Genomic DNA, 19402 nt, shown 5'->3' on the forward strand with positions numbered 1-19402 from the left:
CCTCGGGTCTGCACGCCAGCGTCGTGGCCGGCGCAGCGTGCACCCCGGACCGTGGTCCGGGGACGACCGCGGCGGACACCACCCGTGCGGCGGCCGCGCTCGCACGTGCCGGCGCGCGGCTGGTCCTGTTCGCGGGCGGCGACGGAACGGCTCGCGACGTGGCAGCGGGCCTGCCGGCCGACGTCCCGATGCTCGGGATCCCGGCCGGGGTGAAGATGTACTCCGGGTGCTTCGCCGTCGGCCCGAGCGCCGCCGGCACACTCGCTGCCGATTGGCTGGACGGTGCCGCGGCGACCGCTCCCGCCGAGATCCTCGACCTGGACGAGGACGCCCTGCGCGCCGGCCGGCCGGATCCGAAGCTGTTCGCGATCCGCGAGGTGCCGTTCGTCCCCGGTCGCACGCAGGCGCGGAAGGCGTCGACTCCGTCGAGCGAACGAGACGCCGTGCACCGGGCTGCTCGCGGCGTCGTGGCGAGGATGCGTCCCGACGTGCGGTACCTCATCGGGCCGGGGACGACCACCACCGAGGTGGGCCGGATCCTCGGTCTCGAGCTGTCGCCGCTCGGCCTCGACCTCGTCGAGGACGGTCGGCTCCTCGCACGCGACCTGAGCGAGACCGACGCGCTCGCGGCCGTCCGCGGCGGTGCAGCCGAAGCCGTCATCACGGTCATCGGCGGGCAGGGCTTCCTCCTCGGTCGTGGGAACCAGCAGCTGTCGGCGGACGTCGTCAGAGCGCTCAGCGAGAACGGCTCACGGCCGCGGATCGACGTCGTCGCGACCGAGCAGAAGCTCATCGACCTCGGCGGTCGCCCCCTCCTCGTCGACACCGGTGACCCGGTTCTCGACGCGACGCTCAGCGGTCACGTGTCGGTCATCACCGGCATCACCACAACGAGTGTCTACCCCGTACGTGCCGTCGCAGACACTGCCCCGATCAGCAAAGGAACCCAATGATGCGTCTCGAAGGAAGAACAGCAACCGTCACGGGCGGCGCCGGAGGCATCGGCCGTGCAGCCGCGATCGCACTCGCTGCCGAAGGCGCCCGCGTCGCCGTCATCGACCTGCAGAAGGAGGCCGCCGAGGCAGTGGCCGAGGAGATCCGGGGGAGCGGTGGAACGGCGATCGCGGTGGGCGCCGACGTGTCGTCCGAACCGGACGTCGAAGCCGCAGTGCGCGAAGTGGTCGATGCGTTCGGCGGCGTGGACATCGCGTTCAACAACGCGGGCATCATCCGCCGGTCGACCGCGGTGGACACCTCGGTCGACGACTGGGATCGCGTGTTCGGCGTCAACGTCCGTGGCGTGTTCCTGATGTGCAAGCACGTCGTTCCGCTCATGGCCGGACGCGGCGGGGGATCGATCATCAACACGGGCAGCGGCTGGGGTCTGACCGGTGGCGGTCAGGCGATCTCCTACTGTGCCTCGAAGGGTGCGGTCGTCAACATGACGCGCGCACTGGCGATCGACCACGGTCCGCAGGGGATCAGGGTCAACTCGGTGAACCCGGGCGACATCGACACGGGGATGCTCCGCGACGAGGCACGTCAGCTCGGGCAGGACGCGTCGGTGTTCCTCGCGGATGCCGCCGACCGGCCGCTGCGGCGGATGGGCCAGCCCTCGGAGGTGGCGAACGCCGTCGTGTGGCTCGCGAGCGACGAGTCGTCGTTCGTGACCGGGGCCGCCCTCGTCGTCGACGGGGGCGGCATCGCCTGACCAGACGGGCGCCCATCGCCTGACCGACCGAGTCCCACCGGTGATCAGCTGCTCGGCGTCCGGACGAAGAACAGCGTGAGGACCCCCGCGACGACACCGCCGCCGATGAGGACCCACGCGACCACCACGACGAGCCCGTCCCACGGGCTGATGAGCAGTCCGACGCCGACGAGCACCGCGATGGCGGCGACGACGAGCGCGAGGCGGTGCGGCCGCCGTGCACGGGTGCGTCCCATGTGGCGACACGGTACGCGGCCGGGCCGAGACCCCGGTGAGACGCGACCCGATGACGGACTGGAGGCGCGGTGCGAGCCGGCACCGCGCCTCCAGTCCGTCAGGGCTATCGTCGTGCAGGATCCGCCGCCGCGGACGAAGGGAACCAGGACGATGACCGACTCCGCTGCCGCGGACCTGACCGGACTCGAGACCGCGCTGGGCGCTGACCGGGTGCTCCGCGATCCGGGGACGTTGGCGCGCTACAGCCACGACGACGCCGAGTGGGCGGACTTCGCGACGCCGCTCGCCGTCGTGCTCGCACGGACCACGGACGAGGTGGCGGCGATCCTGCGGTGGGCCGACGGTGCCGGCGTCCGGATCGTGCCGCGCGGCGCGGGGACGGGACTGTCGGGTGCCGCCAACGCCGTCGCGAACTCGGTGGTCCTGTCCCTCGAACTCATGGACCGGGTGCTCGAGGTGAACGTCGACGAGCGGTACGCGGTGACGCAGCCCGGTGTGGTCAACGACGCGCTCCGCGCGGCCGTGGCCGAGTACGGGCTCTGGTACCCGCCGGACCCGGCGAGCTCGTCGATCTCGACGATCGGCGGCAACGTCGCGACGAACGCGGGCGGCATCTGCTGCGTGAAGTACGGGGTGACCCGCGACTACGTGCTCGGCCTCACCGTCGTGCTCGCGGACGGTTCGGTGGTGGAGCTCGGCCGTCGGACGGCCAAGGGCGTCGCCGGGTACGACCTGGTCGGTCTGATGGTTGGTTCGGAGGGGACGCTCGGCGTGGTCACCTCCGTGACGGTGAAGCTGCTGCCGCTCGCAGGGCGCACCGAGCGCGCGGTCATCGGGTACTTCCCGTCCCTGGTCGCGGCCGGGGACGCCGTCGCGGCGGTCAGCCGTGCCGGGATCCTCCCGGCCGCGCTCGAGCTCCTCGACGAGACGTGCCTGCGTGCGGTCGACGACTGGATGCACCTCGGGCTGCCGTCGGGCGTCGACACGCTCCTGCTCGCCCGGGTCGACGAGCCGGGCGCGGCAGGCGACCGGATCGCCGCCGAGGTCGGCGAGCTGTTCGCGGCCGCGGGCGGCGCGGACGTCGAGATCGCCACGGATCCGGACGAGATCGATCGTCTGTTCCAGGCGCGACGGCTGGCGTACCCGGCGCTCGAACGGCTGGGACCGGTGCTCACCGAGGACATCTGCGTCCCGCGCGGAGCGGTCCCGGAGATGCTGCGCCGGATCCAGGCGACCGCGGCCGCGAACGACGTCACCATCGCGAACATCGCGCACGCCGGCGACGGCAACCTGCACCCGCTCATCATCGCGCCCGAGGGGGACCTCTCCGCGAAGGCCCGGGCGAAGACGGCCTTCGACGCGATCGTCGACGACTGCCTCGCCCTCGGCGGCACGGTGACCGGCGAGCACGGTGTCGGCCTGCTCAAGCTGCCCGGGCTGCGTGAGGAACTCGGGGACCGGGTCGTCGCGATGCACCGCGCGGTGAAGGCCGCGCTCGACCCCGCCGGGACGCTGAACCCCGGGAAGGCGTTCTGACGGGTGACCACCGCGCAGACGATCGCCGAGGCCCTGGTTCGCCACGTCGACGACACCGGCTTCAACGCTCACGGACTCCACGTGCTCACGGGCGACGAGACCGCCGAGCACCACTGGACGCCGGACGTCCGACGCGAGGTCCACTCGGTCGCGAAGGGTGTCTGCGTGCTCGCGACGGGGATCGCCGCCGACGACGGACTGGTCGACGTCGACGTGCCGATCGCGACCTACCTGCCCGACGTCGCCTTCGGCGCGGGGACGGACGCGGTCACGCTGCGCCACCTGCTCACCATGACGAGCGGCGTCGACATGCCCTGGACGGCGACGGAGCTGACGGACTGGCCCGACCTCGCGCTCGAGTTCCTCCGGCGACCGTCCCGAGGGCGCGTGTTCCAGTACGCGAACCCGAGCACGTACACCGCGATGCGGGTCCTCGAGAGACGGGTCGGCGACGTCGGCGACTTCGTGTCGCGCCGACTGTTCGCTCCGCTGGGCATCGAGCACGTCCCCTGGCAGCGCTGCCCGAACGGGTACGTCGCGGCCGGCGAGGGGCTGGCGCTCCGGACCGAGGAGCTCGCTCGTCTCGGTCGTCTCGTCCGCGACCGCGGCGAGTACGGCGGATCACGCGTGGTCGGTGCGCGGTGGTGCGACGCGATGCACACCGACTGGGTGCAGCGCGAGGGGACCGACCCCGGGTACGACCGCTACGCCATGGCCGGTTGGGGCGGCCCCGGACGGCTCTGGCGGTTGCACGGGGCGTACGGCCAGATGCTGCTCTTCGACGGCGACACGGTGATCACCGTGACGGCCGACGACCACTTCGGTGCCGATGCCTTCGCGGCGTTCGTCGCGGACGAGCTGGAGCGACAGGCCTGACCGTCCCGACACGCCTGGACCGTCGGGCTCGCGTCGAGCGGTCTGCCGCACCGCCCACCGGACTGGAGGCGCGGGACGGGCCCGCACCGCGCCTCCAGTCCGTCATGTGCGCAGCCTGCGAGCGCGGGCGTGCTCGCGGTGCGATGATGAGCGGCGGCCGCCGCCCGGGCGACCGGAGACGGAAGTGACGAGCGTGACCGAGACCCGCTCCCAGACAGCGACGACCGACACCGCCGACGACGGCGGCCACGGCCTGCGGAAGGGCGCCGCCGCACTGGCGCTCGCCGCGCTCGGCGTGGTGTTCGGCGACATCGGCACGAGCCCGCTGTACGCGCTCCGCACCGTCTTCACGATCGACGGCGGCATCGTGAAGGCGAACCAGGAGGACGTGTACGGCGTCATCTCGATGATGTTCTGGAGCATCACCATCATCGTGTCGATCAAGTACGTCCTCGTGCTCATGCGCGCCGACAACGACGGCGAGGGCGGAGTGATGGCGCTCGCCGCACTGACTCGACGCCTCTACTCGAAGCGGCGCGGCGGAGCGGTGATCTTCCTCGTCATCGGGATCGTCGGCGTCTCGCTGTTCTACGGGGACTCGGTGATCACGCCGGCGGTGTCGGTGCTGTCCGCGGTCGAGGGTCTCGCGACGGCCGCGCCGTCCGTCGAACACCTCATCGTGCCGATCGCGGCGGTGATCCTCGTGCTGCTGTTCGCGGCGCAACGGTTCGGCACCGGCAAGGTCGGCAACCTGTTCGGACCGGTGATGCTGCTCTGGTTCGTGGTGATCGCGGCCGCGGGTGTGCCGCACATCATCGCGCACCCCGGCGTCCTGCAGGGTCTGTCGCCGACGTGGGCGATCGCGTTCCTCATCGCACACCCCTACATCACCTTCGTCGCGATGGGCGCGGTCGTCCTGGTGATCACCGGTGCCGAGGCACTCTACGCGGACATGGGGCACTTCGGTCGGCCGGCGATCCTCCGAGCCTGGTTCTTCGTGGTGTTCCCCGCCCTCGTCCTCAACTACCTCGGGCAGGCATCCCTCGTCCTCCGGGATCCGACGGCGGCGAAGGACCCGTTCTTCCTGCTGTTCCCGAACGCACTGCAGATCCCCCTGGTGGTGCTCGCCACGATGGCGACCGTGATCGCCAGCCAGGCCGTCATCTCCGGGGCGTTCTCCCTCACCCGGCAGGCCGTGCAGCTCGGACTGCTGCCGCCGCTGACGATCCGGCAGACCTCGCGACAGGAGAGCGGGCAGATCTACCTGCCGGCGGTCAACCTGCTGCTGTTCATCGGTGTGATGGCGATCATGCTCGCGTTCCGGTCGTCGGCGAACCTGGCGACGGCGTACGGGGTGTCCGTGACCGGGGCACTCGTGGTCGACACGCTCCTGCTGCTGCTCGTGGTGCGGCCGCTCTGGAAGTGGAAGCCCTGGAAGCTCGTGCTGGCAGCGGTGCTGTTCGGCGGCCTCGAGCTGACGTTCCTCGCCGGCAACCTGTCGAAGATCGTCCACGGGGGATGGGTGCCGCTCCTCATCGCCCTCGCCGTGATCACGCTCATGACGACCTGGCGGCGCGGCCGGGCCCTCGTGCAGGACGAGCGGAAGGAGCGCGAGGGGTCGCTGGCGGAGTTCATCGAGCGGGTGAACAGCGAGCACATCCCGCGCGTCGCCGGTGTGGCGATCTTCCCGCACCCGAACAAGGAGACGACACCGCTGGCGCTCCGCGCGAACGTGGAGCACAACCACGTCGTGCACCGGACCGTCCTGATCGTGTCCGTCATCACCGCGAACGTGCCGCACGTGCCGCACGCGAAGGCGTTCTTCCGGGACGACCTCGGCTACGAGGACGACGGGATCGACCACATCACCGTGAAGTTCGGCTTCTCGGACGACCAGGACCTGCCGAAGGCGTTGCACGCCGCCTGCATGGCCGAGGTCCTCGACATCGACCCCGACGAGATGGAGCACGCGTCGTACTTCATCTCGCGCGGCGCGCTCCGGCCGATGCCGGGCAACCGCGGGATGGTCGGGTGGCGGAAGAAGCTGTTCGTCGGGCTGGCGCACAACGCGGCCGACCCGGCGGCGCGGTTCGGGCTGCCGGCGAAGGACACCGTGACGATGGGCAGCGACGTCGAGATCTGACTTCGGCGCTCCGCTCAGCCGAGCGCCGCGGCCGCCTCGCGCAGCTCTGTCAGCGCTGCCCTGGTGTACCCCGCGAGCGGGTCGTCGTCCGACCGGTCCCCACTCGACCAGCGCTCGAAGCCGCGCTTGAACGCGAGCGCGCCCATCTCACTCGCGAGTCGAGCCGGCGCGTCGGCGACCCCGCGGGCGACGAGCGCCTCGGCCATCGCGGCCGCCATGCCCACGCTCTTCAGCGCGTCGCGCTCCCGCAGCTCGGCGCTCGCGGCGACGGCGGCCCTGAGGCGCGGACCGAGCGCGCGGTTCATCGGCCCCATCTCGTCGGAGGCGCGTGCGAGTCCCTCGGCGACGGCCTCGAGCGGCGTGCTCCCGGCGGGTGCCTCGGCGATGCCCTCGGCCAGGAGTCGGCTCAGCGTCTCTTGCCCGGCCACCAGGAGTTCCCGCTTGTCGGGGAAGTGCCGGAAGAACGTGCTCTTCGTGACCCCGGCTCGCTCGGCGATCTGCGTCACGGTGGTTCCGTCGTAGCCCTGCTCGGAGAACAGGTCGACCGCAGCCAGGACCAGTCGTTCCCGAGCACCGGGTTCCCATCGCGCCATGCTGTGATCATACGTGACGGGACAACGGTCCCATCACGGGTGTACCGTGATGGGACAACCCTCCCATGACGCAAACCCGAGGAGCACGCATGCACGTCTTCGTCACCGGCGGAACCGGTACCATCGGCACCGCCGTCGTCGCGGAACTCATCAGCGCCGGACACTCCGTCTCCGTCCTCGTCCGCTCCGATCGGTCGGCCGCAGCCGTCACTGCCGCAGGGGCGACGCCGGTGCGCGGTGCTCTGGCTGACCTCGACGTGCTCCGAGTCGCCGCGCGTGGATCGGATGGCGTCGTCAGCCTCGCGTTCTCGAACGACTTCAGCTCGCCTGAGGCGCTCGCCCGCGCCATCGCCGAGGAGTCCGCCGCGATGGGCGCCCTCGGCGAGGAGCTCGTCGGCTCGGACCGCCCGTTCGTCGTCGTGTCCGGGACGCCGTGGGTCCCGGGCCGCGCTTCGGTCGAGACGGACCCGCTCCCTCTCGAGGGGCCGGTCGCCGGTCGTGCGCGTTCGGTCCTCGCCGCGCTCGGCCTGGCCTCACGCGGTGTCCGCGTCTCCGCGATCCGCCTGCCCCGCACTGTGCACGCCGACGGCACCGGTGGGTTCGCCGGTATCCTCACCGAGGTCGCGCGGAGCACCGGCGTCGCGGGCTACCCCGGCACCGGTGACCAGCGCTGGCCAGCGGTCCACGCGCGCGACGCCGCCGTGCTGTTCCGGCTCGCTCTCGAGAACGCGTCCGCCGGGACCGCCTGGCACGCAGTCGCCGACGAGGGCGATCGCGTCCGTGACATCGTGGACGTGATCGGCCGTCGACTCGGCCTGCCCGTCGAAGCCGCCGGGGACGAGACGTTCGGTGCCTTCGCGCCGATCTTCGCGATGGACCAGCCGGCCTCCGGTGCGTTCACCCAGCGCACGCTCGGCTGGCAGCCGACGCACCCGAGCCTGCTGGAGGATCTCGACAACGTCACCGCCTGACGGACGGGAGGCGGTGTGCGGGCCCGCCCCGCGCCTCCCGTCGGGCCGGTCAGTCGTGGGCGCGGGGCGCCGTCGTGACCGTGAACTCGTCGAGGTTGCGCAGCGCCTCGCGTGCGTGGGTGCGCGCCCGCGCCGCCGTGGCGGTCGCGGCCGCGAGGTCGTTGCCGTCCACCTCGATCGTGGCGGACCCCGTCAGCCGGTGCCCGACCCACCGGAGCCGCACGTCCCGGACGGCCCGCACCGCGTCGACGTCCTCGATGGCGTGTTCGGCCCGGTGCACGAGTTCCGGGTCGACCGCGTCCATGAGCCGCGCGCCGATCGACTTCAGCGTGCCCCAGAGCAGGAGGACGATCGACACCGCGATGAGCAGACCGATGACGGGGTCGGCCAGCGGGAAGCCGAGCATCACCCCGACGGCGCCGAGCACGACCGACAGCGAGGTGAAGCCGTCCAGGCGGGCGTGGACGCCGTCGGCGACGAGGGCGGCGGAGCCGATCCGCCGGCCGACGCGGATCCGGTAGACCGCGACGGCTTCGTTGCCCGCGAAGCCGATGAGCCCGGCGGCGACGAGCAACCACGGGTTCTCGATCGGTCGGGGGTGCACGAAGCGGTCGATCGCCTCCCACCCGGCGACGACGGCCGACAGTGCGACCACGAACACGATGAACATGCCCGCGAGGTCCTCGGCCCGGCCGTACCCGTACGTGTAGCGGCGCGTGGCGGCCCGGCGTCCGAGGACGAACGCGATCCAGAGCGGCACGGCCGTCAGGGCGTCGGCGAAGTTGTGGATCGTGTCGGCGAGGAGCGCGACCGAACTCGTGGCGACGACGAGCACGAGCTGCAGGACGGTCGTGGCGAGCAGGACGAACATGCTGATCTTGAGCGCCCGGACGCCGGCCGTCGAGGCCTCCATCGCGTCGTCGATGGAGTCGGTGGCGTCGTGGGTGTGCGGGACGAAGAGGTCGTACAGGAACCCCTGCACGCCGCCGTGCGGGTGCGAATGGTCGTGGTCGTGGTCGTGGTCGTGGGCGTGGGCGTGGGCGTGGGCGTGGGCGTGGGCGTGCTCGTGCTCGTGCGGGTGCGCGTTCATGCGTTCGCCGCGGCCTGGCCGTGGTGGTGGCGTGCGTTGCCGACCGTGTGCTCGGCCTGCTTCACCGCGTCGACGACGAGTTCGGACGCGTGCTCGTCGGTGAGCCGGTAGTACACGGTCGTGCCGTCGCGCCGGGTGGAGACCATGCGCGCCAACCGGAGCTTCGCGAGGTGCTGCGACACCGCGGCGGGGCTCTTGCCCACGGCGTCCGCGAGGTGGTTCACGGACATCTCCTCGGCGTTCCGCAGCGCCAGGACGATCCGGACGCGGGTGGCGTCGGCGAGCATCGCGAACACCTCGACCGCGAGTTCGACGTACTCCGAATCGGGGTCGAGCCCGCACATCTGCTTAGCTGCATGCACACGCAGATTATTGATCACGGATGACGGCAGCACAAGGCGCCTCCGTCCGAGGGTCAGTGCCCCGCGTGACCGCGGAGACGAGCGACGCCGAGCACGACGCCCACGACGACCATCCCGAGCGCGACGCCGAACACCGCCGACACCGCCGTGTCGACGATCCACGTCACGACCGGCCCCGCAGAGTCGACCGCGCGCTCGATCGCGTGCAGCAGGTCGTACGGCCCGTGCCAGAACGTCTCCGCGAGGTTCGCGATCACGAGGTGCCCGCCGACCCAGAGCATCGCCACGGCGCCCACCACGCTGATCACTCGGAAGACCGCCGGCATCGCGCGCACGATCCGCGCGCCTGTCCGCCGTGTCCGGCGAACGGGGTTCTTCATCATCTGCAGGCCGATGTCGTCGACCTTCACGAGGAGTGCGACGGCGCCGTACACGAGCGCCGTCATGCCGAGTCCGATCACGACGAGCGCCCCGAGCGTCGGCCACGTGCCGAGGTCGGGGTCGAGGCTCGCCAGGGCGATGAGCATGATCTCGGTGCTGAGGATGAGGTCGGTCCGGATCGCGCCGGACACGAGCTTCCGTTCGTCGCCGCTCGACTCCTCGGTCGCGGCGTGGTGGTGGCCGAACCACTCCGTGACCTTCTCGGCGCCCTCGAAGCACAGGTACGTCCCGCCGATCAGCAGCAGCCACGGCAGCACCCAGGGTGCGAACGCCGACAGCAGCAGCGCCAGCGGGATGATGACGACGAACTTGTTGACGAGGCTGCCGAGTGCGATCCGACCCACGACCGGCAGTTCCCGCGCGGGCGAGAGTCCCTGCACGTACTGCGGGGTCACGGCGGCGTCGTCGATGACGACACCCGCCGTCTTGGCACTGGCCTTCAGGGCCGCGGAGAGCACGTCGTCGACGATGGCGAGCAGTCCCACTGACATGCGGTCAGACTAGGGCCCATCAGTCGAGACAGAACTCGTTGCCCTCGACGTCCTGCATGACGATGCACGACTCGTCGACCTCGTCGGCGACCATGCGGCGGAACTGGGTGGCGCCCAGGGCGACGAGGCGCTCGCTCTCGGCGTCGAGGGCGGCGAGCCGTTCGTCCCCGACGAGACCCGTGCCGACGCGGACGTCGAGGTGCACGCGGTTCTTCACGACCTTGCCCTCGGGCACCCTCTGGAAGAACAGGCGTGGGCCGATGCCGTTCGGGTCGACGCACGCGAACGCCGACCCCTGGTGCTCGGGCGGGAGCGCCCGGTCGAACGCCTCCCACGAGTCGAACCCGGGAGGTGGTGGCGGCACCACGTAGCCGAGCACCTCGCACCAGAAACGGGCCACCCGCTCCGGTTCCGCGCAGTCGAACGTCACCTGCACCTGCCGCACCGTCGCCGTCATGGCGCCACCATAGGCTGAACGCCGCGGACCCGCCATCCGTATGCTCGCGGCATGGCTGACTTCACCGCTGACCAGGCCGCCGTCGTGCGGATCGAGCGCGCCGAGGAAGGTCGTTGGGACCTCTCGGTGATCAGCGACTCGGGGGTGCGGATGGGGCACGGCGAGTACCTCTTCGACGCCGTGGACGACGACGCCGCCGGTGAACGGGCCGCGGCCCTCGACTTCGTCCGTGACTACGGCTTCCGGTTCGAACCGGACGCCGTGGTCTCCGACGGGCCGGACGCCTACTGGGCTCCGCTCCTGCCGCTCGACGAGCGGTAGCTCCTCGACGAGCGGTGGCTCACAGGCCGGCGATCAGTTCCTCCACCCGGGCGCGGATCGCGTCGCGGATGGGTCGCACTCGCTCGAGCGGCAGCCCGGCCGGGTCGTCGAGCTCCCAGTCCTCGTAGCGCTTCCCCGGGAACACCGGGCAGGCGTCGCCGCAGCCCATCGTGATGACGATGTCGGACTGCCGCACGGTGTCGGTCTCGAGGACGGCGGGTTCGGCCGCGGCGATGTCGATGCCCTCCTCCGCCATGGCCTGCACGGCGACGGCGTTCACGCGGTCCGCCGGTTCGCTGCCCGCCGAGTACACGCGGACGCGATCGCCGGCGAGGTGCTGCAGGTACCCCGCTGCCATCTGGGACCGGCCGGCGTTGTGCACGCAGACGAAGAGCACGGTGGGGCGTTCGGTCATCCCACGGCCGATGCTTCGAACCCGATCAGCCACGTGACGCCGAACGCGTCCCGCACGGTGCCGTCCCAGTCGCCCCAGGGTCGCTCCTGCAGCAGGTCGACCACGGAGCCGTCGGAGGCGAGGTCGTCGAACCAGCGGCGCAGGACCTCGGGCTCCTCGACGCCGAGCAGTGAGAAGAGCACCCCGGTCGCCGCGAACGGCGTCTCACCGGTGGCGATGTCGGCCGCGAAGAGTTCGACCCCGCCCGTCAGCTGCCCGTGCGCGACCGCGTCGCCCGGACCGTCCGTCCGGGAGAACTCGGCGAAGGTCGCGATGCGGACCTCGCCGCCGAACACGCCCTGCCAGCGTTCGAGCGCCTGCCGCGCGGTGCCGTCGAACTGGAAGTAGGGCGAGGGCCCGTTCACGTTCATGCTCAGACCGTACGCGATCACGGGTCAGCCGAACAGCCCGAGCGCCCGGTCCACCACGTCCTCCGGCCGGCCGTCCCCGTGCATCGCCCACCAGGTGAGGGCGGCACTGGCCGCGGCCGCCAGCGCGTGCGCCCGCACGGTCGTCGCCAGGTCGTCGACCGTCCCGCCGTCGCGCTCGGCCACGAACCGCTCGATCACCCCGGCGAGCGCGGCCGACGCGGCCTCGCCCCCGCGCTCGAGCGACGGGTTCGCGCGGATGACCCGCAGGCGGTGCCGGGTGACCTCGACCGTGTCGGGTGGGAAGGAGGCGCCGGCCCGGTACGCCGCTCGCAGGCCCTCCCAGGCGGACTCCGCCACGGGTCGGACGCGAAGCGCGTCGGTGAAGCGCGTGGCGAACTCGTCGAGACCGCCCCAGACGAGTGCGGCCTTGCTCGGGAACAGCCGGAACAGCGACCGGCGGCTGATCCCGGCGGCGGTCGCGACGTCGTCCATCGACACGGCGTCGAAGCCCTGCTCGTCGAAGAGGCGCAGGGCGACGAGTGACACCGCGCCGGGGTCGATCGTCCGGGGGCGTCCGGTCGGCCGGTCGCTCGTCGGTCGGTCGCTCGTCGAGCTCATGGAGTCCTTTCGGCACTGAGTGCTATAACGATGGTGGCGCAGCGAGCGCCTCTCAGTGAGGAGACGACATGACCGACACCACCGCCGGACGCTTCACCGGCAGGACCATCATCGTCACCGGAGCGGGTTCCGGCATCGGACGCGCCACGGCGACGCGCATCGCGAACGAGGGCGGCCGCGTCATCGCGACCGACGTCGTTGCCGAGCGGCTCGACGCGCTCCGCGCCGAACTCGTCGACACCGACGGGCTCGACGTCGAGACGGTCGTCGGGGACGTCGCTGCTGCCGAGACGATCGACGCGATCATCGCCGCCGCGGGGGACCGGGTCGACGGACTCGCGAACGTCGCGGGGATCATGGACGCATTCCTCCCACCGAGCGAGGTCGACGACGCCACCTGGGACCGCGTGTTCAGCGTGAACGTCACCGGACCGATGCGGCTGACCCGTGCGGTCCTGCCGCTCATGATCGCCGCGGGTCGCGGTGCGGTCGTGAACGTCGCCTCCGAGGCGGCGCTGCGGGCCTCGGCGGCCGGGGCCGCGTACACGGCGTCCAAGCACGCGATCGCCGGGTTCACGAAGAGCGTCGCCTTCTTCCACGGGCCGCAGGGCATCCGCGCGAACGCCGTCGCGCCGGGAGCGGTCGCGACGAACATCGAGGCGCCGATGCGCAGCGACTACGCGGCCGGCAGGGTCGGTCCGATCATGCAGGTGGCGATCCCGCCGGTCGCGCAGCCGGAGCAGCTCGCGGCCGCGATCACGTGGCTGCTCAGCGACGACTCGGCGAACGTGAACGGGGCGGTGCTGCCGAGCGACGGCGGCTGGTCAGTCGTCTGACAGCCGGTCACGACCTGACGGACTGGAGGCGCGGTGCGGGCCGGCACCTCGCCTCCGGCGGACGAGGCCGGTCCGGACGCGACGCCGGAGCGGCTGGACCCGTCGGCGCGCGCCCGACGGGAGCGCGGAGCGCGCAGGCGTGCTCCGGACGTGGACGACGCACCGTGCGGGAACACGGTGCGTCGTTCGTGTGGGACGCGTCACGGTGTGCGCCGTTGCACACCGCGACGCGGCCCGGTCAACCGCGGTGCCGGCTGCGCCGGATGCGGTGGATCCCGAGGAGCGCGGACGGGTTCGCGGTGACGGCCATCGCGGAGACGATGCCGAACGCGCTCGAGACCAGGACGGTCCCGGTCGAGGCTGTGACGAGGGCTGCGGCACGGCAGCTGGGACGGTGCTTCATCGGGTAGGGCTCCTCGACGTGCAAGCGGCCGACGGGTGCAGCCGGGGTCGGCCGTCGGGTACGGCCGGTGCATGGAGCGTAGGCACGCTTCGAGTCGCCCGGGAGGAGTCCTGCGGAATGCCGAACGCGACCTGTGGGACCACGCACGCACGCGGCACCCCGCAATCCCGCACCTCCGCGACACGACCGGTGTTGCGGAGCCGTGACAGGGCCCGAGGGGTCAGGCGGAGGCGAGTGCACCCATCTCGGTGACCACGGCGCCCAGCCGCGTCGCCAGCTCGTCGGCGCTGCGGACCGGCTCACGGTGCGCGACCTCGGTCAGCGCCGACATGACGAGCGCGACCGCGGTCCTGGCGGTCTGCTCGTCGGTCCGCGTGCTGACCGTGGCGAGGAGGGACTGCCGCGACTCGGCCATCCACTGCATCACCATCGGGGTCATCTCGGGCCGGAGCACGAGCAGTTCCTTCATCCGTCGGCGGTCCTGCGAGAGCGGCACGGTGGCGGCGATGAGCCGGCACAGGTCGTCCACGAGCCGACCGGTGGCAGCGGCGAACCAGGCCGCGGCGGCCTCGGGGACCCGGACCGTGTCGAGGCCGAGCGCGGCGTGCGCCTTCGACGTGAAGTAGTTGAAGAACGTGCGCGGTGAGACGTCGGCGTCCGCGCAGATCTGCTCGACGGTGACCCCGTCGAGACCGTGGGCGGAGACCAGGGTCAGCGCGGCGTCGTGCAGCGCCTGCCGGGTCTGCTGCTTCTTCCGCTCGCGCAACGTGCACGGCTCCGTCGCCGCCGTCGTCGCTGGGGTGGTGCTCACGTTCACTCCCTGTGCTGGTGGGTGGGGCGCCCGTCCGCGGAGGGGGACGGCGGACGGACGCCCCGTTCGGTCACCGACGCTGCGTCGGCGTGGAGCCGGTCATCGGGCCGGTGAAGGAACCCGCTTCGGCGGCGGCCATGCCGGCGGACGCCTCGAGCTCCGCCTCCGGGGACACCTCGGACTCGTCGGACTCGTCGGACGACGACCCGGCCGCGTCGGCCCGCTCCTGCAGCGCGGACCGCTGGCGCAGCGGCGGCACCCGGAAGAACCAGGTGAGGACGAACGCCAGCAGGATCACGCCGAGCCCGACCCAGTAGATCGTCACGGACGACGCGTTGAAGCCCGCCATGAACGGCCGGGTGAGTCGGCTGTCCGCGCCCGTCAGGAACGAGGTGTCGTTCGTGCTCGTGGCGCTGCTGCCGGACTCGCCGCCCTTGTCGATCTGCTTCGCGAGGGCGGGTGTGAGCTCGCCGACCCAGTACGACCGCTGCGAGGCGTTCGACCAGTCGACGGTCAGCTCGCCGTCCTGCACGCTGGCGTGCGCCTGTGTCGCGGCGGCGGCCAGGGCCTGCTGCTGCACGCTCGCCGGTGCGCCGGCGGTGGACTGCTGCACCTTCGCGGTCACGTCGTCGAGCGAGGACTGCACGTTCTGCTCGAGGGGCGTGACGATCGGCGACCAGATCTTCGCCATGACGCCACGGTTCTCGCTGGCCGTCGCCACGGTCGGGTTCGTCGCCGCGTCGAGGGCGGCGCGCAGGTCCGTCCGGTCGGCGGTGGCGTGCAGGATGTTCGACGGCATCACCGAGAACAGGATCGAGAGCAGCACGGCGGTGCCGAGCGTTCCACCGATCTGCCGGAAGAACGTGGCGGACGAGGTGGCGACGCCCATGTCCCGGGCGTCGACGGATCCCTGCGACGCGAGGGTCAGCGACTGCATCACGGAGCCGAGGCCGAGCCCGATGAGGAACATGCCGATCATCAGGAACCAGAGCGGCTTGTCGATCGTCATGAACGTCAGCACGACGTAGCCGGAGGACACCAGCGCCGTGCCGATCACCGGGAAGATCCGGTAGCGCCCGATGCGGGCGACGATCTGGCCCGAGGTGATCGACGCGATCATGAGACCACCCACGAGGGGGAGCGTCGCGAAGCCGGACTCCGTCGGGGTCAGGCCGACCACGATCTGCAGGTACAGCGGGATGGTCAGCATGGCGCCGAACATCGCGAAGCCGACGAGGAACCCGATGACGGTCGCCATCGAGAACGTGCCCGAGCGGAACAGCTTGAGCGGGATGATCGCCGCATCGCCCATCTGCGACTCGATGAGCAGCAGGCCGATCAACCCGACGACACCGATGACGTAGCAGGCGATCGCGCCGGCCGAACCCCAGCCCCAGGTGCGGCCCTGTTCGGCCACGAGCAGCAGCGGCACGAGCGTGACGATGACGGCGGTGGCGCCCCACCAGTCGACCTTCGGCTTCGCGGAGTCCGCGCCGTGCACCTTCGGCAGGTGCAGGAAGACGATCACCATGATGAGCGCGGCGACGCCGATCGGCACGTTGATGAGCAGCACCCAGCGCCAGCCGGTGATCCACAGGATCTCGGAGGTGCCGGCGAGCAGACCGCCGATGAGCGGACCGATCACGGACGAGATGCCGAACACCGCGAGGAAGTACCCCTGGTACTTCGCACGCTCGCGCGGGGCGAGGATGTCGCCCATGATCGCCAGCGGGAGGGACATGAGCGCGCCCGCGCCGATGCCCTGCACGGCACGGAAGCCGGCGAGCATGAGCATCGAGGTCGACATCGACGAGAGCACGGCGCCGAGGATGAACACCACGATGCCGAAGATGTAGAGCGGACGGCGGCCGAAGATGTCGGAGAGCTTGCCGTAGATCGGCGTCGCGATGGTCGACGTGATGAGGTACGCCGTCGTCACCCATGCCTGCTGGTCGAGACCGTGCAGGTCGTCACCGATCGTCCGGATCGCCGTGCCGAACACCGTCTGGCCGAGCGAGGACAGGAACATGCCCGCCATCAGCCCGTAGATCACGAGGAGGATCTGGCGGTGGGTCATGAGCGGCTGCTGGCCGGGTGCGCCGGAGCCGGAGGCGGCCCCTGCTGCGCGTCGGCCGCGCTGCACCGGGGTGGGTGCGCTGGCGGTCATCGAACTCCTTTTTCGTGCTGTGAAACTTTGCAGACTGCGCAACGCTACATCCATTGCTTCCAGCAAGCAACTAAATGCGCCGCAGTACGCTGGCGACGTGACCGAGGAACGGGACGACGCCGAGCGGCTGCTGCGCGCCCAGCTCGACCGGCTCTGGGTCCGGCAGACCCTGCGGGCATCGCTCATCGAGTCGCGTGGGGGACTCGACCCCACGGCGCGCGTGATCCTCCGCGCCGTCGACCACTTCGGTGCCGTCCGCTCGATGGCGATCGCCGACGCGACGGGGCTGTCCCGGCCGGTGATCAGTCGCCGCGTCGCCTCCCTCGTCGAGTCCGGCTACCTCGGCACCGCCCCCGACCCCGCCGACGGGCGCGCCAGCCTCGTCTCGATCGCGCCCGCCGGCCGGGCGCTGCTCGACACGCTCGACGTCGCCGGAGCCGAGGTGTTCGACGACCTCACGGGGGCCTTCGTGACGAGGGAGCTGCGCACGCTCGCCGGGCTCCTCGCACGCCTCAACGACCGCGCCGACGCGGTCCTCGGCATCGGCGCGACAGCACGAGGCGACTCGGCCTGACCACGCGTCCGACGCTCTGGACGCGCCCACGGGACGGCCTGGAGGCGCGGGGCGGGCCCGCCCCGCGCCTCCCAGTCCGTCACAGCGCACGGCGTATTCGAGATACCGTTTGCGCATGAGCACGGACACCGCCACCACCACCGAGACCACCGACGAGGGGCCCGTGGTGACCTTCGCCGATCTCGGCCTGAGCGACCCGGTGCTCAAGGCAGTCAAGGACATCGGCTACGAGACCCCCTCCGCCATCCAGGAGGCGACCATCCCGACGCTGCTCGAGGGCCGCGACGTCGTCGGCCTCGCGCAGACCGGAACCGGCAAGACCGCGGCGTTCGCGCTCCCGATCCTGTCCCGCATGGAGTCCGGCGCCAAGGTGCCGCAGGCGCTCGTGCTCTCGCCGACCCGCGAGCTCGCCCTGCAGGTCTGCGAGGCGTTCGAGCAGTTCGCCTCGCACATGAAGCACGTGCACGTCCTGCCCGTCTACGGCGGACAGGCCTACGGCGTGCAGCTCTCCGCCCTGCGGCGCGGCGTCGACGTCGTCGTGGGGACCCCCGGCCGGATCATGGACCACATCGCGAAGGGCACGCTCGACCTGTCCGAGCTGAAGTACCTGGTGCTCGACGAGGCCGACGAGATGCTCAAGATGGGCTTCGCCGAGGACGTCGAGACCATCCTCGCCGAGACCCCGGACGACAAGCAGGTCGCGCTGTTCTCGGCGACGATGCCCGCGCAGATCCGCCGCATCTCGCAGCAGTACCTGACCGACCCGGCCGAGATCACCGTCAAGACGAAGACGAAGACCGCGGCGAACATCACGCAGCGGTACCTCATGGTGTCGTACCCGCAGAAGGTCGACGCGCTCACTCGCATCCTCGAGGTCGAGGACTTTGAAGGCATGATCGTCTTCGTCCGCACGAAGAGCGAGACCGAGACCCTCGCCGAGAAGCTCCGCGCCCGGGGGTACGCCGCGGCCGCCATCAGCGGCGACGTCGCCCAGGCGCAGCGCGAGCGCACCGTCAACCAGCTGAAGTCCGGCAAGCTCGACATCCTCGTCGCCACCGACGTCGCGGCCCGAGGCCTCGACGTCGACCGGATCACGCACGTCGTGAACTTCGACATCCCCGTCGACATCGAGTCCTACGTGCACCGCATCGGCCGCACCGGTCGAGCCGGCCGCAAGGGTGACTCGATCAGCTTCGTCACCCCGCGCGAGCGTCGCCTGCTGTCCGCGATCGAGCGGCACACCAAGCAGCCGCTCACGCAGATGCAGCTGCCGACGATCGAGGACGTCAACGAGACCCGCCTGACCCGCTTCGACGACGCCATCACCGGGGCGCTCGAGCAGCAGGACCGGATCGCGGCGTTCCGCGACATCATCGCCCACTACGTCGAGCACCACGACGTGCCGGCCGACGACGTCGCCGCGGCGCTGGCCGTGGTGGCGCAGGGCGAGGACCCGCTGCTGCTCGACCCGAAGTCCGACGAGCTCCGCAACCGCGTCGACCGCGACGGCCGTGGCAGCGACCGCCGCGACCGCGACGACGACCGCGGCGCACGTGGGGACCGCGGTGACCGTGGGGACCGGGGCCCGCGCCGCTCGCAGCCGATGACCGCCTACCGCATCGAGGTCGGCCGTCGGCACCGTGTCGAGCCGCGCCAGATCGTGGGGGCGCTCGCCAACGAGGGCGGGCTGCGCCGCGACGACTTCGGGGCGATCCAGATCCGACCGGACTTCTCGATCGTGGAGCTGCCGGCCGACATGGACGGCGGCGTGCTCGACCGGCTGTCGGACACCCGGATCAGTGGGAAGCTCATCGAGATCCGCCCGGATCGTCGTGGGGGCGTACGCAAGTACGACCGCGACGACCGTGGGCCGCGCGGCGGCGGACGCGACCGTGACGACCGCGGGCCGCGGCGCGACGACCGCGACCGCGACCGCGAC

22 protein-coding genes are annotated in these 19402 nt (G+C 71.4%); 10 read left to right on the forward strand and 12 right to left on the reverse strand.

The window, feature by feature from the left end; genetic code table 11:
* Nucleotides 1–953, forward strand: a 953-nt coding sequence (locus HP507_RS00790; RefSeq protein ID WP_175349980.1) for an ATP-NAD kinase family protein, incomplete at its 5' end; no start/stop codon positions are given.
* Entirely contained in the window at nucleotides 950–1711 is a 762-nt protein-coding gene (locus HP507_RS00795; protein ID WP_175349981.1) for an SDR family NAD(P)-dependent oxidoreductase, read from the forward strand. The genes HP507_RS00790 and HP507_RS00795, both read left to right, overlap by 4 nt.
* A gap of 44 nt (nucleotides 1712–1755) precedes the next feature.
* Here the strand turns inward: HP507_RS00795 and HP507_RS00800 are convergent, their stop codons facing one another.
* Complete coding sequence (locus tag HP507_RS00800) at nucleotides 1756–1947, reverse strand: hypothetical protein (RefSeq protein WP_175349982.1); 192 nt, start codon at nucleotides 1945–1947, stop codon at nucleotides 1756–1758.
* Between the two features lie 151 nt (nucleotides 1948–2098).
* Between HP507_RS00800 and HP507_RS00805 the strand changes: the two genes are divergently transcribed.
* The 3 genes from HP507_RS00805 (at nucleotide 2099) to HP507_RS00815 (ending at nucleotide 6503) form a co-directional block, all read left to right on the forward strand.
* Complete coding sequence (locus tag HP507_RS00805; protein ID WP_175349983.1) at nucleotides 2099–3484, forward strand: FAD-binding oxidoreductase; 1386 nt, start codon at nucleotides 2099–2101, stop codon at nucleotides 3482–3484.
* Nucleotides 3485–3487: 3 nt separating this feature from the next.
* On the forward strand, nucleotides 3488–4360 hold the full coding sequence (locus tag HP507_RS00810; protein WP_175349984.1) for a serine hydrolase domain-containing protein: 873 nt from the start codon (nucleotides 3488–3490) through the stop codon (nucleotides 4358–4360).
* A gap of 193 nt (nucleotides 4361–4553) precedes the next feature.
* Entirely contained in the window at nucleotides 4554–6503 is a 1950-nt protein-coding gene (locus HP507_RS00815) for a potassium transporter Kup (protein WP_271207390.1), read from the forward strand.
* A gap of 14 nt (nucleotides 6504–6517) precedes the next feature.
* On the opposite strand, the gene HP507_RS00820 is transcribed toward HP507_RS00815, so the two are convergent.
* Nucleotides 6518–7096 carry a TetR/AcrR family transcriptional regulator gene (locus HP507_RS00820; protein ID WP_175349985.1) on the reverse strand — a complete coding sequence of 193 codons (579 nt, stop codon included), beginning with the start codon at nucleotides 7094–7096 and terminating at the stop codon, nucleotides 6518–6520.
* An 89-nt stretch (nucleotides 7097–7185) separates the two neighbouring features.
* Between HP507_RS00820 and HP507_RS00825 the strand changes: the two genes are divergently transcribed.
* Nucleotides 7186–8067 carry an NAD-dependent epimerase/dehydratase family protein gene (locus HP507_RS00825; RefSeq protein WP_175349986.1) on the forward strand — a complete coding sequence of 294 codons (882 nt, stop codon included), beginning with the start codon at nucleotides 7186–7188 and terminating at the stop codon, nucleotides 8065–8067.
* A 49-nt stretch (nucleotides 8068–8116) separates the two neighbouring features.
* Here HP507_RS00825 and HP507_RS00830 read toward each other — a convergent pair whose 3' ends face one another.
* The 4 genes from HP507_RS00830 to HP507_RS00845 are packed head-to-tail and all read right to left on the reverse strand — an operon-like array spanning nucleotide 8117 to nucleotide 10908.
* Nucleotides 8117–9157, reverse strand: a complete 1041-nt coding sequence (locus HP507_RS00830; protein ID WP_175349987.1) for a cation diffusion facilitator family transporter — start codon at nucleotides 9155–9157, stop codon at nucleotides 8117–8119.
* Entirely contained in the window at nucleotides 9154–9519 is a 366-nt protein-coding gene (locus HP507_RS00835; protein WP_271207391.1) for an ArsR/SmtB family transcription factor, read from the reverse strand. Before HP507_RS00835 ends, HP507_RS00830 begins: the two co-directional genes overlap by 4 nt.
* A gap of 53 nt (nucleotides 9520–9572) precedes the next feature.
* On the reverse strand, nucleotides 9573–10451 hold the full coding sequence (locus HP507_RS00840) for a DUF808 domain-containing protein (protein ID WP_175349988.1): 879 nt from the start codon (nucleotides 10449–10451) through the stop codon (nucleotides 9573–9575).
* A 19-nt stretch (nucleotides 10452–10470) separates the two neighbouring features.
* The gene (locus HP507_RS00845) at nucleotides 10471–10908 is read right to left on the reverse strand and encodes a VOC family protein (RefSeq protein ID WP_175349989.1); all 438 of its coding nucleotides are present in this window, start codon (nucleotides 10906–10908) and stop codon (nucleotides 10471–10473) included.
* 51 nt (nucleotides 10909–10959) lie between these two features.
* On the opposite strand from HP507_RS00845, the gene HP507_RS00850 reads away from it, so the two are divergent.
* Nucleotides 10960–11229 (forward strand): hypothetical protein, encoded by a 270-nt coding sequence (locus HP507_RS00850; protein ID WP_175349990.1) that lies wholly within the window; start codon nucleotides 10960–10962, stop codon nucleotides 11227–11229.
* Nucleotides 11230–11248: 19 nt separating this feature from the next.
* Here HP507_RS00850 and HP507_RS00855 read toward each other — a convergent pair whose 3' ends face one another.
* From HP507_RS00855 to HP507_RS00865, 3 genes are read right to left on the reverse strand one after another with little or no spacing between them, the layout of a single operon-like run.
* On the reverse strand, nucleotides 11249–11644 hold the full coding sequence (locus HP507_RS00855; RefSeq protein ID WP_175349991.1) for an arsenate reductase ArsC: 396 nt from the start codon (nucleotides 11642–11644) through the stop codon (nucleotides 11249–11251).
* Nucleotides 11641–12054 (reverse strand): VOC family protein, encoded by a 414-nt coding sequence (locus HP507_RS00860; RefSeq protein ID WP_175349992.1) that lies wholly within the window; start codon nucleotides 12052–12054, stop codon nucleotides 11641–11643. Before HP507_RS00860 ends, HP507_RS00855 begins: the two co-directional genes overlap by 4 nt.
* 24 nt (nucleotides 12055–12078) lie before the next feature.
* Nucleotides 12079–12672, reverse strand: a complete 594-nt coding sequence (locus HP507_RS00865; RefSeq protein ID WP_175349993.1) for an acyl-CoA-like ligand-binding transcription factor — start codon at nucleotides 12670–12672, stop codon at nucleotides 12079–12081.
* A 68-nt stretch (nucleotides 12673–12740) separates the two neighbouring features.
* On the opposite strand from HP507_RS00865, the gene HP507_RS00870 reads away from it, so the two are divergent.
* The gene (locus tag HP507_RS00870; RefSeq protein WP_175349994.1) at nucleotides 12741–13508 is read left to right on the forward strand and encodes an SDR family NAD(P)-dependent oxidoreductase; all 768 of its coding nucleotides are present in this window, start codon (nucleotides 12741–12743) and stop codon (nucleotides 13506–13508) included.
* Nucleotides 13509–13746: 238 nt separating this feature from the next.
* Here the strand turns inward: HP507_RS00870 and HP507_RS00875 are convergent, their stop codons facing one another.
* The 3 genes from HP507_RS00875 to HP507_RS00885 form a co-directional block, all read right to left on the reverse strand.
* Nucleotides 13747–13911 (reverse strand): hypothetical protein, encoded by a 165-nt coding sequence (locus HP507_RS00875; RefSeq protein WP_175349995.1) that lies wholly within the window; start codon nucleotides 13909–13911, stop codon nucleotides 13747–13749.
* Between the two features lie 220 nt (nucleotides 13912–14131).
* Entirely contained in the window at nucleotides 14132–14722 is a 591-nt protein-coding gene (locus HP507_RS00880) for a TetR/AcrR family transcriptional regulator (protein WP_175349996.1), read from the reverse strand.
* Nucleotides 14723–14792: 70 nt separating this feature from the next.
* Nucleotides 14793–16889, reverse strand: coding sequence for an MDR family MFS transporter (locus HP507_RS00885; RefSeq protein WP_175349997.1), 2097 nt, complete (start codon nucleotides 16887–16889; stop codon nucleotides 14793–14795).
* Nucleotides 16890–16986: 97 nt separating this feature from the next.
* Between HP507_RS00885 and HP507_RS00890 the strand changes: the two genes are divergently transcribed.
* Both HP507_RS00890 and HP507_RS00895 read left to right on the forward strand, forming a co-directional pair.
* A complete protein-coding gene (locus HP507_RS00890; RefSeq protein ID WP_175349998.1) occupies nucleotides 16987–17463 on the forward strand; it encodes a MarR family winged helix-turn-helix transcriptional regulator in 477 nt (158 codons plus the stop codon).
* A 115-nt stretch (nucleotides 17464–17578) separates the two neighbouring features.
* Nucleotides 17579–19402 (forward strand): DEAD/DEAH box helicase (locus HP507_RS00895; protein WP_254700861.1); only part of this gene is annotated, 1824 nt, incomplete at its 3' end.

Source organism: Curtobacterium pusillum, assembly GCF_013359865.1.
Lineage (GTDB): Bacteria > Actinomycetota > Actinomycetes > Actinomycetales > Microbacteriaceae > Curtobacterium > Curtobacterium pusillum.

Excerpts from the sequence above, each read along its gene's own strand:
- HP507_RS00795 (WP_175349981.1), top strand. The coding sequence starts at position 950 with ATGATGCGTCTCGAAGGAAGAACAGCAACCGTCACGGGCGGCGCCGGA.
- HP507_RS00800 (WP_175349982.1), bottom strand. The coding sequence starts at position 1,947 with ATGGGACGCACCCGTGCACGGCGGCCGCACCGCCTCGCGCTCGTCGTC.
- HP507_RS00805 (WP_175349983.1), top strand. The coding sequence starts at position 2,099 with ATGACCGACTCCGCTGCCGCGGACCTGACCGGACTCGAGACCGCGCTG.
- HP507_RS00820 (WP_175349985.1), bottom strand. The coding sequence starts at position 7,096 with ATGGCGCGATGGGAACCCGGTGCTCGGGAACGACTGGTCCTGGCTGCG.
- HP507_RS00825 (WP_175349986.1), top strand. The coding sequence starts at position 7,186 with ATGCACGTCTTCGTCACCGGCGGAACCGGTACCATCGGCACCGCCGTC.
- HP507_RS00830 (WP_175349987.1), bottom strand. The coding sequence starts at position 9,157 with ATGAACGCGCACCCGCACGAGCACGAGCACGCCCACGCCCACGCCCAC.
- HP507_RS00840 (WP_175349988.1), bottom strand. The coding sequence starts at position 10,451 with ATGTCAGTGGGACTGCTCGCCATCGTCGACGACGTGCTCTCCGCGGCC.
- HP507_RS00845 (WP_175349989.1), bottom strand. The coding sequence starts at position 10,908 with ATGACGGCGACGGTGCGGCAGGTGCAGGTGACGTTCGACTGCGCGGAA.
- HP507_RS00850 (WP_175349990.1), top strand. The coding sequence starts at position 10,960 with ATGGCTGACTTCACCGCTGACCAGGCCGCCGTCGTGCGGATCGAGCGC.
- HP507_RS00855 (WP_175349991.1), bottom strand. The coding sequence starts at position 11,644 with ATGACCGAACGCCCCACCGTGCTCTTCGTCTGCGTGCACAACGCCGGC.
- HP507_RS00860 (WP_175349992.1), bottom strand. The coding sequence starts at position 12,054 with ATGAACGTGAACGGGCCCTCGCCCTACTTCCAGTTCGACGGCACCGCG.
- HP507_RS00865 (WP_175349993.1), bottom strand. The coding sequence starts at position 12,672 with ATGAGCTCGACGAGCGACCGACCGACGAGCGACCGGCCGACCGGACGC.
- HP507_RS00870 (WP_175349994.1), top strand. The coding sequence starts at position 12,741 with ATGACCGACACCACCGCCGGACGCTTCACCGGCAGGACCATCATCGTC.
- HP507_RS00875 (WP_175349995.1), bottom strand. The coding sequence starts at position 13,911 with ATGAAGCACCGTCCCAGCTGCCGTGCCGCAGCCCTCGTCACAGCCTCG.
- HP507_RS00885 (WP_175349997.1), bottom strand. The coding sequence starts at position 16,889 with ATGACCGCCAGCGCACCCACCCCGGTGCAGCGCGGCCGACGCGCAGCA.